We start from the raw sequence: 13,232 nt of genomic DNA, 5'->3' as shown, positions 1-13,232 counted from the left end.
GCAGGCACACGCGTACGCGGCGGTGGGGGTACTGGCACAGCGCGTGGACCAGCGGGCCCCGTCGTAGTGGTGGCGGTAGACGGGCGGCGCGGAGATACGGATTCCGGGCCGGTACGGTGTCGGGTCGGCGGAGACGTGCGGGTCAGGGCGACAAGCTGAAAGGACGCCCTGACGGGCGACGCCCTTCGGGGCGCCCACGGCCGCCTGACGCGACGCCGGTCGGGCGGCGGACGGGGGCCCGGGGTGCTCGGGAGGGCTCTTCAGTCGGGGGCGTGGCGGGTGGTTCATGCGGCCCTCCGGGTCCCGTTGCGGGCGATGGACCAGTTCAGGGCGCTGCGGATCGTGGCGCGGCACTGTCGCTCTGCCAGTCCGGCCGCCTCCCCCGCCGACTGAAGAGCCTCCTCCACCAGCGAGCGGGGAAGGTCGCCCCACGCGACGAACCGCCCTAGGGCGCGCGCCGCCGCGAGCAGCGTCACGTTCCGCTCGCCCTCCACCGCCTCGTGCACGGAGCAGAGTTCGGCGCGCAGGGCGGCTTCTGCGTAGCGGGAGGCCCGAACCGAGGGTGTCGCGGGCAGAGCGGGCCGCGATGCCTGGCGGGGCGCGAGAAGGGCGTACAGCCAGTCCGGGAGCGGTACCGGCCCGCGAGGGTCGGTGACCGTGTAGGCGCCGGTGGCGGTGCGGCTTCCGGTGGCGACCACGTACCCGCCCCACGCCCGGGTGTCGATCAGTTTGCCCAGCTTGCCCGCGCTGTTGGGCAGGCGGATGCCGGGCGGGGCGGTGAAGTACAGGTGGCTTCCACCGCTTGCAGTCCGCACCGTGTGGGTGGCCGGCACGGCCTGTCCGGCGCGCTCGCAGAGCGCTTGGAAGGTCGTCACGCCGCAAGGCGTGTCCGCACTGCTGTTGCTGTTGCCCTTGTGCTTGGGCGTGTCGAGATCGACCACGACCAGGTGGGAGGGGCCGGTGGCGATGCCGACATTGAACGGAATGTCGGCCCAAGCCCGGCGGATACGGTCCGGGTCGGTGGTGGCGCGGTCCTCCCACTTGCGGTGACCGCCCGCGCAGTCCCGCACCCCGGGGCACGCGTCCTCACCATGCAAGGCGGGGCGCTTGTCGCACGGGCGCAACGGGAGGACGTGCCAACCGCGTTCGGCAGCCTCCAGCGCCGCCGACAGCAGCGCGGAAGCAGGGCGACGCGTCATGCCGCCACCCCCAGCGTGCAGGAGGTGAGGAAAGCGCGGCCGATCCATTCGGTGTAGGCCGGCGGCAGCGCTTCGCGCAGGCGGAAGTGGTCGGTGGACCAGTCGATGCCCTTGGCCGCGCGGATCTCCTCCACGCTGGCCTTGCCCCCGCCCTTGCCGTACGCCGCCACGTACGGGCCGTCGTGATATTCGCCGTGCCGCCACCCGCGCACCCGTCCCCGGTGCTTGGGATGCGGGGGCTGAGGAAACGTCCAGCCTCCGAGTTCGAAGTAGCGGTGCATGAGCACCCCGAGTCCGAACTGTTCTCCACACAGGCGGATGTCTTTGCGGACCTCTGAGCCCGGCACGTTCTCCATCACGTACGGCCGACCCGTCGCCTCCAGCGTCGCCCGGGTGGGCGTGATCAGACGCGGGTAGGTGCGGCCGATCGCGGCGTTGCGTGCCGCGTTGGTGCCCTTGGTCGGGGCACCCTCGCCCTGACAGGGCGGGGAGGCGTGAATGAAGTCGAAACGGTCGCCGTGGGCGCGGATGAACTCGATCGCGTCGCCCCGATGGAAGGCATCGCCCCGATAGTCGGGTTGGGCTTCCTTGTCGACGCCGGTGATGTGGCAGCCGGGGAACGCGCGCCGGTAACCCGCGGTCGCGCCCCCGATGCAACAGAAAGCGTCCAGAACCAGCAGCGGCCGGCCCGGGGCGAACGCTCGCCGGATGTCGGTGGGGTAGGTCATGCTGGAGACCTCCACTGTTGAGTTGATGGCTGGAGACCAGGGCGGCCCCGGACTTTGGCGAGACGGGGGCCGCCCTTGGATCAGCTAGCGGGGACGGTGTTCGGCACCGAAGGTGATCAGCCACGCGGGCCAGAAGTCGGGCCACGCGCGGTAGAAGCATTCGGTCGTGCGGCGCGGCCCTTGGGTGGAGCCGCGTGCGCTGCGGCACCGGCCTGTCACCTCGGCGCAGGCCGGGTAGATCCCGTTCACGGGCCCCGGGTTGTCGATCAGGTAGACGAAGGTGATCGTCTCGGGGGTGACGATCCGTTTGTTGCGGTAGTTGATCTCCGGTAAGCCCTGCCCCCGGACGTCGAGCCGGACTGTGATCGTGTCGGTCATGGCGCTCCCTCAGCCGTGGAAGTGGTTGCGTTTGAAGACCGCTTTGCGGATGGTGACGACCGTGCCGCCCTGTCCGTGGCGGGGTCCGAGGACCTGCGCGGCGATCCAGCCACCGAAGATCACGGCGGCCAGGATGATCAATTGGTGGACGAATGCGGCGAGTGCGGCGATGAAGCTCGTGAGCAGGAGCAGGCCGCCGCACACGGCGGCGAAGCCGACCCCTCCGAGCGCGACGTTCACGGCCGTACGGGACACGGCCGGTGCGGCGGTGATGGGCGCGGGGTGGGCCGGTTCGATGGCGTAGCCGGTGACGACCCGTCCGTCCGGCAGGACGATGCTCGCCACGGTCGGAATGTGGTCCGGGTGCATGGGGATGAGCGGTGCCGGAACGGGCTGGAGCGGGGTGGGCTGGTGGACTTGAACGGCCCGTTCGGCGGGCGCGTGGCGGGCGTGTTCGGGGTACATGCGGAATCCCTTCCGGGCGGGGGCAGGGAAGCAGAGACACCCCCTGCCGGGAGCGTGGTGGAGGGGGTTTCAGGGGTGCTGACCTGCGGGCCTCCCTGACTCCCTGCTGGATCATTCGCGCAGGTGAGAGGGAGGGAGGCAGGCCAGGGAGGGGGTCAGGGAGTTCTCCCTGCCTCCCTGCCCCGCCGGGGTGCGGCTCCCTGCCCTATGCGGCGGAAGCGGAACCGTCGTCGTCGCGGTTGGCGAGCGCCCGGGCAACGCGGTCACGGCCGACGACCATGACGCCATCGGACTTCCAGGGCTCCGCGCCAGCGTCGTCAAGTACGCGCTTGAGTTCCATGAATGACCAGGCGCTGTAGGCGTCGGCATCCAGCGCGGCGAGCCGGGCGAGAACGTCCTTCGTGCGCACCCGCTCCGCCGTGCCGACCACGGCGGCGATGTCATCGAGCGGGTCACGCTGCTCGCCCCGCTCGATGACGTGCAGGGTGGTGATCCCGTCGCGCAGAGCCTTGGCCCGGTCGGTGATGGCCCGGGCGTCCTCGTCGCCGATGAAGTGGGTGCGAACGGTGATGGACGACTGACCCTTGGGGATCTCGATCCCGTCCGAGGCGACGACCAGAGTTCCCTTGTCGAGCCCCTGACGCAACAGGTGCGGGGCTGCACCGCCGTTGACGGCTTTCTCTCCCAGAGCCATGACTGCCTGTGCCTCAGTGCCCAGCGCGAGGGACGCACGGGTGTGGGCACCCTCGCGGACCAGCTTGGGAAGGTTCTGGTCGGTGGGGTCCTGCGTGCCCTCGTACATGAGCACGTCGACCACGCGGCCCTGGTTGTGGACCTTGCGCACGGCCATGAAGTACCGGGAAGTGGCCTTGGCGCCGCCGTAGGGTCGCTTCTGGTCGTCGATGGCCGGGCACATGAACGCCACCTGGGCTTCGTCCACAATGCCGATCAACGGATCGAACACCACCGTGGGGTCCGCCTGACGGGCCGCAATGCGGCGGTTCATTTCGTCGACCAGGCCCTCAACCATCTCGGTCGCTTCGATCACGTGCTCATCGGTCGGCCCCTGGATCAGCACAGTGGCCAGACCATCGAACATGGCCCAGTCACCGGCGCCCTTCAGGTCGGCGACCCTGAACTCAACGCGCCGATCCAGCGACGCCCACAGTGCCAGCGACCGCAGCGCGGCGGTCTTGCCCTGATTGGATAGGCCCGTGATCAGCAGGTGACGCTGGTAGAGGCTGATGGCTGCCGCGTCGCCGCGCAGGTCCTGGCCCCAGGGGGCGCGGCCCTTGGCGTAGTCGGCGGTCATCGTCTCGTCCGTGACCAGCGGAGACGGACCGATCGGCTCATCCAGCGCACCCGAGTCGGCCACCCACAAACGGACCGTGCGGGCCGCCTGCGGGATGGTGATGAACACTTCGTGCTCATGGCGCGACAGGTTCTCTGCGAGCTTGCGTCGGCGGTTCTGCACCTCGATCGTCGACACCCCGGAGGGCAGGGTGACGTCGACTTCCACGCCGCACCCGGCGATCGTGATCGGGGAGAGCATGGCGGCCCCCGCATCCCCCATTTCCTTGATGGCGTTCCGCAGCGCGGGCACACCGAGGTCACGTAGGGCTTTGACGACGATGGAGGGGGTGATCGGCTCGCCCTCCCCGTTGCGCACGGCTGCGGGCAGAGCCCAGTTCGGGGCGGCTTGCTGGTGGCGGCCGACGCCCCACAGGGCCAGCAGCGCCAGGAATGGGCCGAAGGTGAGGGCGGGGCCCCACACCACGGTGGCGATGGTGATCAGCACGTTGATGAACTCCACCGTCGCCATCAACGGCGTGACGACCTGCGTCGCGTCCTTCGTCGCGACCGCCATCACGACACCGAGCGCGACCAGCGACCCGACGCCCATCCCCGCGCTCACGGCCACGCCCCTGGCCGCGTCCAGGGGTGAGTGCAGCAGGTCCATACGGCGGCGGTGGCGGGCATCGCGGAAGCGCTGCCCGCGCTCTTCCCACTCGGCCGCCACCTCGTAGTTCCCGGCGGCCTCGGCTGCCCGGAGCATGCGTTCGTAGCGGGTGGCGGTGCGGGCCTCCCAGGTGCGGCGGGCCACGATCCTGGTGCCGCCGACCACGTACATGCCGTGCCGCACCGCCAACCGGGCGGCGGTGCGGGTGTGTTCGTGGGTGACCGCAGCGCGCACGGCCCGCCCCGAGCGCACCCACAGGGGCGCAGGCGGCCCCTCCGGGCCGGACGGTACTAAACCAGCGCCCGGCGCCCCGGAGGGCGATACAGAGGCTTGCGTGGGCGTCTTGGTGAGACGAACGACGTTGGATTCCATGGGAGTTGACTCCTGACTGCCCCGAGGGGCGGGAAGGCGAGAAGGGGGGCGCCGGCCGGGCAGTGCCGGCGTCCGGGAGGGTTCAGCGGCGGTGGCTGGCCTTGTGCGAGCGCAGGGCCGTCTTGCAGGCAGGGCACCTGCGCGCGGTGCCGTTGCCGGCGACGGGGGCGGGGATGATGTGGCCGCAGACGGCCCGCGTCGTGCCGAACACCAGCGGTCCGCAGTCCGGGCAGTGAAAGTGCGAGATCAGGGCGGCGGTGCGCGGCATGCTCACCACCAGCCCGAAGACTTCTTCGCGGCCTTGGCCTGTGCGGCCTCGGTCACGATGCGCTGACGTTCCACCTGCAACGCGGCGATCTCCGCGATCAAACGGGTTTCGGCGCTCTGCCACGCGGTGTCCATGCGCTGGTCGGCCCGGTCGGTGCCGGTGCCCCGGTGCAGGCCGCGCGCGGTGGAGACGACCGCCCCCAGCACCGCCCGGCGCTCACGGCCGTTCAGCGGCCACAGCTCCCGGTTCTTGACCGCCTGCACCTTGCGTTCGGTCTGCTGGATCTCCCGGTCAAGGCGCCGGGTGTCGGGCTTGCCCATGTCAGGCACTCCTCACGACGTGGGAAGGGGACGGGAAGGCGCAGGTCACACACATGCCGAGGGAGCGCGGGATGCAGTAGTCCGCGACCGTGCCGCAGACGGGGCAGGTGCGGCGGGCGAGCATCGCCAGCGCGAGCGCACCCCACTTCCGCGACGTCATCGGCCGTACCGGCACGGCCCGGTCGACGCGGTACAGGTAGGCCACGCTCACCCCGCCGGTGCGGTGCCGGGAGCGGCGCATGACCTGCGCGGCCACCGGCTGACCGCCGGGCCGTAAGCCCTGCGTACGGAGTTGCCGGCGGGTGGCGTAACCGTCCGGCGCCAGACGCCACGGGAAGGTCGGGATGCCGTAGCGGGCGCCGGACGGGTCGAAGCACTTCCCATATGCGGCGGACATCACGCGACCGCCTTAGACACGGTGGCGGCACGCTCGGCACGCAGCGTCTCCCGCAGCGCACGAGCGTTGGCCGGGGACGTGTGCAGCGCCCGGCGGAGGCCCTCAGCCGTCAGCTCAGCGTCCGACCAGTCGGCCACCAGCGTCCGCGCCTCGCTGAGCAGTTGCTCCGGGGTGCGGCGCGGTTGAGTCGACCGGGCCGACTGCGGAACCCGACCCGTCGCACGGCGCGGCCGGGCCGACTGCGCGGCCGACGTCTGCTCGATCGGAGCGACCACGGTCGACGGGACGGGCTTGGGCGGGATCACCGGCTTGAGAAAGCCGACCTGCACCGCAGCCGGAATCGCGATCGGGTTGACCGCTACCGGCGGCGGAGTCGATTCCGGGAGGTCAGGCGTAGACCGAATCCTCTCGATATCAGTCGATTCCTCCGCATTAGCGCCGATCGGTGCCGGGTGGTGGAGGACCTTGGCGACCAGATCGGACCCGAAGTAGATCGAGCCGACCGGAAGCGACGTCGCCAACAGCACGAGCGCCCAGTTCGCCGGGCCCCAGTCGGCAAGACGCCCCCAGTCGACCGTACGGCCGTGCAGATCGGGCACGAGACCATGCACGTAGTTGAGGACCAGCGACGCGGCCGTGTAGGTGCCCAGCACCCGCAGCGCGAACCGGCGGTCGCGGTCGGTCAGCACGAGGGCGGCGACCAGCGCCAGCGCCATCAGTCCGTCGACCACGAACGGGTAGAGCGTGGCGGCGGTGGCATCCGCGCCGACCGTGCCCGCGATGTCCCGCAACGCATTCCACGACACCCGGAACGCCATGGCGACCACCGTCACCAGCGCGAGCACGAGGAGGATCTTCCCCTTGCGGTTCATGCGGCACCGCCCGGCAGGGGCAGCGTGCCGGGCGTCTGGTTGAGCAGGGCGACCCGCGCGGCGAGCGCACGGCGCCGGGCCCGGCGGATACGCCGGGCGTCCAGTTCGGTCGGCGTGCGGTCCAGGGTCATGATCTGCGCGTCCAGCAGCTCGACGTCCGCGACGATCACGGGCATCTCGCGCTCGATCGCGTCCAGCTCAGCGGGCGTCGGCTCGATCCAGTCCGCGAACGCGATAGCGGCGTCCTGAACTGTGGCAATGTGGTCCATGAGTCGTGGTCTCCCTAGCAGGTGAAACGGCTCATGCGGCCCCGGTGTTCGAGCACCGGGGCCGCGCCGTTGAGGGGTAGTACCGGACTGTTCTGTGGGTCAGCCGTAGACAGCGGCTGTGACGATCCGCTCGTGGTCGAACGCGAGGTTCGCGGGCAGGTCATCCAGCGAAAACCACCGAGCCTCCGTGGCGTCATCACCGGCCGTGGGGATCACGTCGGACCCGATGGTCACCGTGTAGGCCGCCGACACGTACCGTCCGCGCGGGTCGCGGTCCGGGGTGTCGAAGAGTCCGGAGAACTCCAGGTCGCCCATACGGACGTTGACGCCGGTCTCCTCGGCCAGCTCGCGGGCAGCGGCCTGGAGGCTGGTCTCCCCAGCGTCGACGTGACCCCCGGGAAGGGCCCAATGCCCCTTGAAGGGGGCCCAACCACGCTTGATCAAAAGGATGTTGCGGTCGTCGTTGATCACCACGATGTCAGCGGTGTAGCGGATCACCTCGGGGTTCTCCACGTCTGCTCCCTGTGTCGACGGTTGGCCGGTGTGCCAGAGCGCCCTGGCCGGGAGTCGAACCCGGCCTTGCGACCATCAGGGCTGCCAAAGGCGCAGATCAGGCATAGAGGAGAGCGGCGCCCGCTTCACGCAGTGCGGTGTGCGCCTGGCGGGCCCGCAGTCCGGCCGCGTCCAGCTCCTCAGTAGGGACGTCCCCGAGCGCCATCGCCGCGTCGACCGCTTCCTGAGCGACCGCCAGCAGGCGGGCGCTGGTGGTGGTCATGTGCAGCGTGTCCATGGCGGAGGTGACAGCGGAGCGGGCCGCGTAGCGGGCCTGGCGGGCTTCCACCGTGTCGGCCCGCTCTTCACGGCGGGCCACGATCTTCAGGTACTGCTGTTCGCGGTGACGCACCAGAGCGGCCAGCAGCGCCGGAACCGCCTCGGTCAGTGCCTGGCGACGTCGTTCGTCCTGCGCGGCGCGGGTGGTGCGGCTTGCGGTCAGGTGCTGCATCACCCCGGCGACCAGAGCGCCGGCGAGCGTGCCCAGTACGGCAATCAGCGTTGCGATCATGGCGTTCCCCCCACGGGGTCTCGGATCGGATGTTCCGGCTCCCCTCAACCCCGCCCGTACGGCCGCAACGGCCGGACGGGCGGAGGAGGCAACCGGCCGCAGCACACGAGGCGCCGCGAAACGGATTGAAGATCTTTCGGCTCACTGTTGAGTTCTCAAGGAACGGCGGTCCCGGGGCCCGCTCGTACGGCTGAGCCGCACCACGAGCAATCCCGCACCAGGCGATCGATCTGGCTAACTTGGCTAGCCCGATCGCCACAACCTCAACGTAGCCAGCCTGGCTAGTCATGTCAATACCTGGCTATCCTGGCTGTCCTGATGCTGGTCGGGGGGCGTAGCATCGGCGGCATGACCTTCGTGCCCGAACCGCTGGACCCGGACGACAGTCGGCCGCCCTACGAGCAGGTGGCGAGCAGCCTCGGTGCGGCCATCCGTACGCGGCGACTAGCCCCGGGGGAGAAGCTGCCGTCTCACAGCAAGCTCACGGAGCTGTACGGCTTCGCGCGTGCCACGATCCAACGCGCGCTCCGCGACCTTGAAGATGAAGGCCTTGTCGTTTCCCGCAAGGGGAGTGGCGTCTATGTCCGCAACCGCACAGAGCGCCCGGCCGGTTTGCGTCCGTACGTAGAGCAGGCGTTCTCAAGTCAGAACGTCTCCATCGACTTCGCTGGATTCTCAAGCGAGACGCTACATGCGGCTCTACAGGACCCGATCGACAAAATCCGGATTGGGCGCCTCACGCCCGCCAGCATCAACATTCGAATTCTGGTTCCGGATATGTCGGTGCCGCAGGCTGCCCCTGTCCGGATGAGCGATGGTGCGGATGATGTGCGCCTGCGAAATCGCATGCACGGGCTCATGGTCGGATTTACCCGTGGCATCGCCAATCAGGTGCACGAGCTGAGCTTGCTCAGCCTTGTACCCGAAACGCGGGTGCAGGTTCGCGTCCACAGCGGTACGCAGTTCTTCAAGCTGTATGTGGTGAACCAGGAAGATGCGTTCTTTGGGTACTACCCGATCCGCCCCAACAAGGTGGTCGCGCAGGGCGAGGCCATCGAGATCTACGACCTGATCGGCCCTGACGCGACTCTCTTCCACTATTCGATAAACGAAGGTGAGTCTTCTAGCGGCGCCAAGCAAGTTGAGCAGGCGCGTATGTGGTTCGACAGCGTCTGGACGACAATCGGAAGGGATTTTGATCCTGATGGAGAGTGAGCTTCTCCATGAGGCCGTCGCGGCCACTCGTGGCATGCTCTTCGACTTCGACGGGCCTCTCTGTGAAGTCTTCTCCGGTCTACCCGCTTCGGAGGTCGTGCGCGCACTAGCTGACGTGATGCAAAGATTCCATGTCGACCTCTCGGAGAAGATGCGAGAGATGGATTTCATGGACGCGCTAAGGGTCGCCCCGCAGGCTGGTGAAGACGCCCTGATCGCCGTTGAGGCGACCCTTGTAGCTGCCGAAATGGAAGCTGTTAGCTTGGCCGGAGACCCGACTCCGGGGGCTGTTTCCGCGCTGAAAGCGGCTGCCGCTTCGGGGCGCAGGGTGGCCATCGTGAGCAACAATTCCGCAGAGTGTGTGCGTGAATTCCTTGCCCGCCACGAACTGGCGTCGTTGGTGGACGAGGTCGTTGGGCGTCCCAGCCACCAGCCGCACCGAATGAAGCCCTCTCCGTACTCGCTGTACCTCGCGGCTGATCTGTTGGGAGTCGATCCTCGGAGCTGCGCGCTCGTGGGGGACTCCGTGAGCGACGTTGAAGCGGCGATCGCGGCGGCGGCCCGGTCGATCGGGTACGCCAACCGACCGGGCAAGGCGCTGGCGCTGGCGGAAGCAGGAGCGGGCGCAGTCATCGAGGACATGGCGACGCTGGCTGACGCCTTGACGCGAGCTCCGGTCTCCTGAGCAGCGGGGAGTGGGCCAAGGGCCTGGCCCTCAGCTCTGCGGCTGGGCCGTCTGGGGGCCGTCAGGGGGCCGCCAATGACGACCGGAGACGACCGATGGCGACCGGTCGACAACGCCTCGCGATGATCGCGCCCCAGGTCAGGGACCCCTGACCTACTCATTCGCTCGCAGGGGTGGCGGTACGGCAAGATGGGGTGTATCTGCCCACAGCCCGATTCACACTGCCGGACGGTTTCTCTTGGCTGAGTACATCTACACCATGCGCAAGACGCGCAAGGCGCACGGCGACAAGGTGATCCTTGACGACGTCACGCTGAGCTTCCTGCCCGGCGCGAAGATCGGTGTGGTCGGTCCCAACGGTGCCGGTAAGTCCACCGTTCTCAAGATCATGGCGGGCCTTGAGCAGCCCTCCAACGGCGACGCGTTCCTGACGCCGGGCTTCACCGTCGGCATCCTCATGCAGGAGCCGCAGCTCGACGAGACGAAGACGGTCCTGGAGAACGTGCAGGACGGCGCCGCCGAGATCATGGGCAAGCTGAAGCGCTTCAACGAGGTCGCCGAGCTCATGGCGACCGACTACTCGGACGCGCTCCTCGAGGAGATGGGCAAGCTCCAGGAGGACCTCGACCACGCCAACGCCTGGGACCTCGACGCCCAGCTGGAGCAGGCCATGGACGCGCTGGGCTGCCCGCCCGCCGACTGGCCCGTGGTCAACCTCTCCGGTGGCGAGAAGCGCCGGGTGGCGCTCTGCAAGCTGCTGATCGAGGCGCCCGACCTGCTGCTGCTCGACGAGCCCACCAACCACCTCGACGCCGAGTCGGTGAACTGGCTGGAGCAGCACCTCTCGAAGTACGCGGGCGCCGTTGTCGCCGTCACCCACGACCGGTACTTCCTGAACAACGTGGCCGAGTGGATCCTGGAGCTCGACCGCGGCCGCGCGATCCCGTACGAGGGCAACTACTCCACGTACCTCGACAAGAAGGCCTCCCGCCTCAAGGTCGAGGGCCAGAAGGACGCCAAGCGCGCCAAGCGGCTCAAGGAAGAGCTGGAGTGGGTCCGCTCCAACGCCAAGGGCCGCCAGACCAAGTCCAAGGCCCGCCTCGCCCGTTACGAGGAGATGGCGGCCGAGGCCGACAAGATGCGGAAGCTGGACTTCGAGGAGATCCAGATCCCGCCGGGCCCGCGCCTGGGCTCGATCGTCGTCGAGGTGGAGAACCTCTCCAAGGCCTTCGGCGACAAGGTCCTCATCGACGACCTGTCGTTCACGCTGCCGCGCAACGGCATCGTGGGCGTCATCGGTCCGAACGGCGCGGGCAAGACCACGCTGTTCAAGATGATCCAGGGCCTGGAGACCCCCGACTCGGGCTCCATCCGGGTCGGCGAGACCGTCAAGATCTCGTACGTCGACCAGAGCCGCGCCAACATCGACCCCAAGAAGACCCTCTGGGCGGTCGTGTCGGACGAGCTCGACTACATCAACGTCGGCCAGGTCGAGATGCCCTCGCGCGCGTACGTCAGCGCGTTCGGCTTCAAGGGCCCGGATCAGCAGAAGCCGGCCGGTGTGCTCTCCGGTGGTGAGCGCAACCGCCTCAACCTGGCGCTGACGCTCAAGGAGGGCGGCAACCTGCTGCTCCTCGACGAGCCCACCAACGACCTCGACGTCGAGACGCTCTCCTCGCTGGAGAACGCGCTCCTGGAGTTCCCGGGTGCCGCTGTCGTGATCTCCCACGACCGCTGGTTCCTGGACCGGGTGGCGACGCACATCCTGGCGTACGAGGGCGACTCGAAGTGGTACTGGTTCGAGGGCAACTTCGAGTCGTACGAGAAGAACAAGGTCGAGCGGCTCGGAGCCGACGCGGCGCGTCCGCACCGCGCCACCTACAAGAAGCTCACCCGGGGCTGATCTTCTTGGCTCGCCATATCTACAGCTGCCCGCTCCGCTGGTCGGACATGGACGCCTTCGGGCACGTCAACAACGCGGTCTTCGTCCGTTATCTGGAGGAGGCCCGGATCGACTTCATGTTCCGGCTGGCGCCGGGGGACGGCTCGCCGTCGTTCTCCGGCGGGTCCGTGGTGGCCCGGCACGAGATCGACTACGTACGGCCCCTGGTGCACCGCCACGCACCGGTGACCATCGAGTCGTGGGTCACGAAGATCGGCGCGGCGTCGCTGACGATCGCGTACGAGATCAAGGACCCCGAGCAGGTGTATGTGCGGGCCTCCACGGTCGTGGTGCCGTACGACCTGGCGGCGGGGCGGCCCCGGCGGATCTCGGCGGAGGAGAAGTCGTTCCTCCAGGAGTACGTCGAGGGGCCGGCCGGCGCGGGGTCTGACGCCGGGCGCGCGAAGGCCGCGGGGTCGGAGCGGGCCGCGGCATGACCGTGAAGCTGGGCTTCGCCGACGCCGGGGAGGTGGCGGATCTCGCCGCCTTCCTGGCCCGGCTGATCCACTACGACCGGTCGGCGGCGGTTCGGTTGCAGGCCGGGGGCGGGGCGTTGGCGGTGTTCGGGCGTCCGCCGGCGTTCGAGGTGCTCGCGGTGCGTACGGTGCGGCTGGACGCGGTGGTGGAGCTCGACGTCACCGTCTCGGCCGGTGAGCTCCTCGAGGCGCTCGACGAGCCCGCGTCCGCGGTGGTGGTGCCGTCCTCGGTGACCGGGCCGCCGTGGGCCGGGGTGCTGCCGCCGCGCGGTGGCTGGCAGCGGCTGCCCGGGCTGCCCTCCCTGGAGGAGATACGGGGAGCTGTCGCGGCGGCGGTGGCGGAGTTCCGGGCCCGGGACGAGGCGCTGCCGGCGGCCGCGCGTACGCGGGCCGAGCGGGAGCGGATCGGGCGGGAGATCTGGTCGCGGGGGCTGGGGGGCACGGAGGTGCCGCTTCGGGTGGTGCATGCGGCGCAGTCCCTCGGGTTTCTGCGGCCTGTCGCCGGGGCGGAGTTGGCGTTGTTGGGGGCGGGGCCGTGGTTGCGGCTTCGTACGGGGTTTGGGTCTGTGGTGGTTCGGCGGGTGGGGGTTGGGGCGTTGCCGCTGTCCCCGCTGTGAGGGTTT

Annotated in this window: 17 protein-coding genes; 5 read left to right on the top strand and 12 right to left on the bottom strand. The window is 69.2% G+C overall.

Features of this window, described 5'->3' with window-relative positions:
* Positions 1-284 precede the first annotated feature (284 nt).
* The 12 genes from ABD236_RS24525 to ABD236_RS24470 form a co-directional block, all read right to left on the bottom strand.
* The gene (locus ABD236_RS24525) at positions 285-1,199 is read right to left on the bottom strand and encodes a bifunctional DNA primase/polymerase (RefSeq protein ID WP_344076825.1); all 915 of its coding nucleotides are present in this window, start codon (positions 1,197-1,199) and stop codon (positions 285-287) included.
* Complete coding sequence (locus tag ABD236_RS24520) at positions 1,196-1,927, bottom strand: class I SAM-dependent methyltransferase (RefSeq protein ID WP_344076823.1); 732 nt, start codon at positions 1,925-1,927, stop codon at positions 1,196-1,198. Before ABD236_RS24520 ends, ABD236_RS24525 begins: the two co-directional genes overlap by 4 nt.
* 84 nt (positions 1,928-2,011) lie before the next feature.
* On the bottom strand, positions 2,012-2,305 hold the full coding sequence (locus tag ABD236_RS24515) for a hypothetical protein (RefSeq protein WP_344076821.1): 294 nt from the start codon (positions 2,303-2,305) through the stop codon (positions 2,012-2,014).
* Between the two features lie 9 nt (positions 2,306-2,314).
* Entirely contained in the window at positions 2,315-2,770 is a 456-nt protein-coding gene (locus ABD236_RS24510) for a hypothetical protein (RefSeq protein ID WP_344076819.1), read from the bottom strand.
* A gap of 205 nt (positions 2,771-2,975) precedes the next feature.
* Positions 2,976-5,102, bottom strand: a complete 2,127-nt coding sequence (locus tag ABD236_RS24505; protein WP_344076817.1) for an ATP-binding protein — start codon at positions 5,100-5,102, stop codon at positions 2,976-2,978.
* 82 nt (positions 5,103-5,184) lie between these two features.
* Positions 5,185-5,370, bottom strand: coding sequence for a hypothetical protein (locus ABD236_RS24500; RefSeq protein ID WP_344076815.1), 186 nt, complete (start codon positions 5,368-5,370; stop codon positions 5,185-5,187).
* 2 nt (positions 5,371-5,372) lie between these two features.
* Positions 5,373-5,690 carry a hypothetical protein gene (locus ABD236_RS24495; protein WP_344076813.1) on the bottom strand — a complete coding sequence of 106 codons (318 nt, stop codon included), beginning with the start codon at positions 5,688-5,690 and terminating at the stop codon, positions 5,373-5,375.
* A gap of 1 nt (position 5,691) precedes the next feature.
* Positions 5,692-6,087: an RRQRL motif-containing zinc-binding protein gene (locus ABD236_RS24490; protein WP_344076811.1), complete on the bottom strand. Its 396-nt coding sequence runs from the start codon at positions 6,085-6,087 to the stop codon at positions 5,692-5,694.
* Positions 6,087-6,959, bottom strand: a complete 873-nt coding sequence (locus ABD236_RS24485) for a DUF2637 domain-containing protein (protein ID WP_344076809.1) — start codon at positions 6,957-6,959, stop codon at positions 6,087-6,089. The genes ABD236_RS24490 and ABD236_RS24485 overlap by 1 nt, the downstream gene beginning before the upstream one ends.
* Entirely contained in the window at positions 6,956-7,228 is a 273-nt protein-coding gene (locus ABD236_RS24480; protein ID WP_344076807.1) for a DUF6284 family protein, read from the bottom strand. Before ABD236_RS24480 ends, ABD236_RS24485 begins: the two co-directional genes overlap by 4 nt.
* 99 nt (positions 7,229-7,327) lie before the next feature.
* Positions 7,328-7,741 carry an NUDIX domain-containing protein gene (locus ABD236_RS24475; RefSeq protein WP_344076805.1) on the bottom strand — a complete coding sequence of 138 codons (414 nt, stop codon included), beginning with the start codon at positions 7,739-7,741 and terminating at the stop codon, positions 7,328-7,330.
* Between the two features lie 97 nt (positions 7,742-7,838).
* Positions 7,839-8,291, bottom strand: a complete 453-nt coding sequence (locus ABD236_RS24470) for a hypothetical protein (RefSeq protein WP_344076803.1) — start codon at positions 8,289-8,291, stop codon at positions 7,839-7,841.
* A 348-nt stretch (positions 8,292-8,639) separates the two neighbouring features.
* Here ABD236_RS24470 and ABD236_RS24465 point away from each other — a divergent pair, with 348 nt between their 5' ends.
* From ABD236_RS24465 to ABD236_RS24445, 5 genes are all read left to right on the top strand, one after another.
* Positions 8,640-9,506, top strand: coding sequence for a GntR family transcriptional regulator (locus tag ABD236_RS24465; protein ID WP_344076801.1), 867 nt, complete (start codon positions 8,640-8,642; stop codon positions 9,504-9,506).
* Positions 9,496-10,191 carry an HAD family hydrolase gene (locus tag ABD236_RS24460; RefSeq protein ID WP_344077106.1) on the top strand — a complete coding sequence of 232 codons (696 nt, stop codon included), beginning with the start codon at positions 9,496-9,498 and terminating at the stop codon, positions 10,189-10,191. The genes ABD236_RS24465 and ABD236_RS24460 overlap by 11 nt, the downstream gene beginning before the upstream one ends.
* Before the next feature lie 238 nt (positions 10,192-10,429).
* Entirely contained in the window at positions 10,430-12,094 is a 1,665-nt protein-coding gene (gene ettA / locus ABD236_RS24455; RefSeq protein ID WP_344076799.1) for an energy-dependent translational throttle protein EttA, read from the top strand.
* 5 nt (positions 12,095-12,099) lie between these two features.
* Positions 12,100-12,570, top strand: coding sequence for an acyl-CoA thioesterase (locus ABD236_RS24450; RefSeq protein ID WP_344076797.1), 471 nt, complete (start codon positions 12,100-12,102; stop codon positions 12,568-12,570).
* Positions 12,567-13,226: a DUF8010 domain-containing protein gene (locus ABD236_RS24445; RefSeq protein ID WP_344076795.1), complete on the top strand. Its 660-nt coding sequence runs from the start codon at positions 12,567-12,569 to the stop codon at positions 13,224-13,226. Before ABD236_RS24450 ends, ABD236_RS24445 begins: the two co-directional genes overlap by 4 nt.
* Positions 13,227-13,232: the final 6 nt, after the last annotated feature.

The sequence above is a fragment of the Streptomyces crystallinus genome, from assembly GCF_039521265.1.
GTDB lineage: Bacteria > Actinomycetota > Actinomycetes > Streptomycetales > Streptomycetaceae > Streptomyces > Streptomyces crystallinus.
The sequence above is the reverse complement of the archived record's forward strand: the minus strand, read 5'-3'. Positions and strand labels throughout refer to the sequence as shown.

Coding starts and splice junctions, on each gene's coding strand:
- ABD236_RS24525 (WP_344076825.1), bottom strand. CDS start 1,199: ATGACGCGTCGCCCTGCTTCCGCGCTGCTGTCGGCGGCGCTGGAGGCT.
- ABD236_RS24520 (WP_344076823.1), bottom strand. CDS start 1,927: ATGACCTACCCCACCGACATCCGGCGAGCGTTCGCCCCGGGCCGGCCG.
- ABD236_RS24515 (WP_344076821.1), bottom strand. CDS start 2,305: ATGACCGACACGATCACAGTCCGGCTCGACGTCCGGGGGCAGGGCTTA.
- ABD236_RS24510 (WP_344076819.1), bottom strand. CDS start 2,770: ATGTACCCCGAACACGCCCGCCACGCGCCCGCCGAACGGGCCGTTCAA.
- ABD236_RS24505 (WP_344076817.1), bottom strand. CDS start 5,102: ATGGAATCCAACGTCGTTCGTCTCACCAAGACGCCCACGCAAGCCTCT.
- ABD236_RS24500 (WP_344076815.1), bottom strand. CDS start 5,370: ATGCCGCGCACCGCCGCCCTGATCTCGCACTTTCACTGCCCGGACTGC.
- ABD236_RS24495 (WP_344076813.1), bottom strand. CDS start 5,690: ATGGGCAAGCCCGACACCCGGCGCCTTGACCGGGAGATCCAGCAGACC.
- ABD236_RS24490 (WP_344076811.1), bottom strand. CDS start 6,087: ATGTCCGCCGCATATGGGAAGTGCTTCGACCCGTCCGGCGCCCGCTAC.
- ABD236_RS24485 (WP_344076809.1), bottom strand. CDS start 6,959: ATGAACCGCAAGGGGAAGATCCTCCTCGTGCTCGCGCTGGTGACGGTG.
- ABD236_RS24480 (WP_344076807.1), bottom strand. CDS start 7,228: ATGGACCACATTGCCACAGTTCAGGACGCCGCTATCGCGTTCGCGGAC.
- ABD236_RS24470 (WP_344076803.1), bottom strand. CDS start 8,291: ATGATCGCAACGCTGATTGCCGTACTGGGCACGCTCGCCGGCGCTCTG.
- ABD236_RS24465 (WP_344076801.1), top strand. CDS start 8,640: ATGACCTTCGTGCCCGAACCGCTGGACCCGGACGACAGTCGGCCGCCC.
- ABD236_RS24460 (WP_344077106.1), top strand. CDS start 9,496: ATGGAGAGTGAGCTTCTCCATGAGGCCGTCGCGGCCACTCGTGGCATG.
- ABD236_RS24445 (WP_344076795.1), top strand. CDS start 12,567: ATGACCGTGAAGCTGGGCTTCGCCGACGCCGGGGAGGTGGCGGATCTC.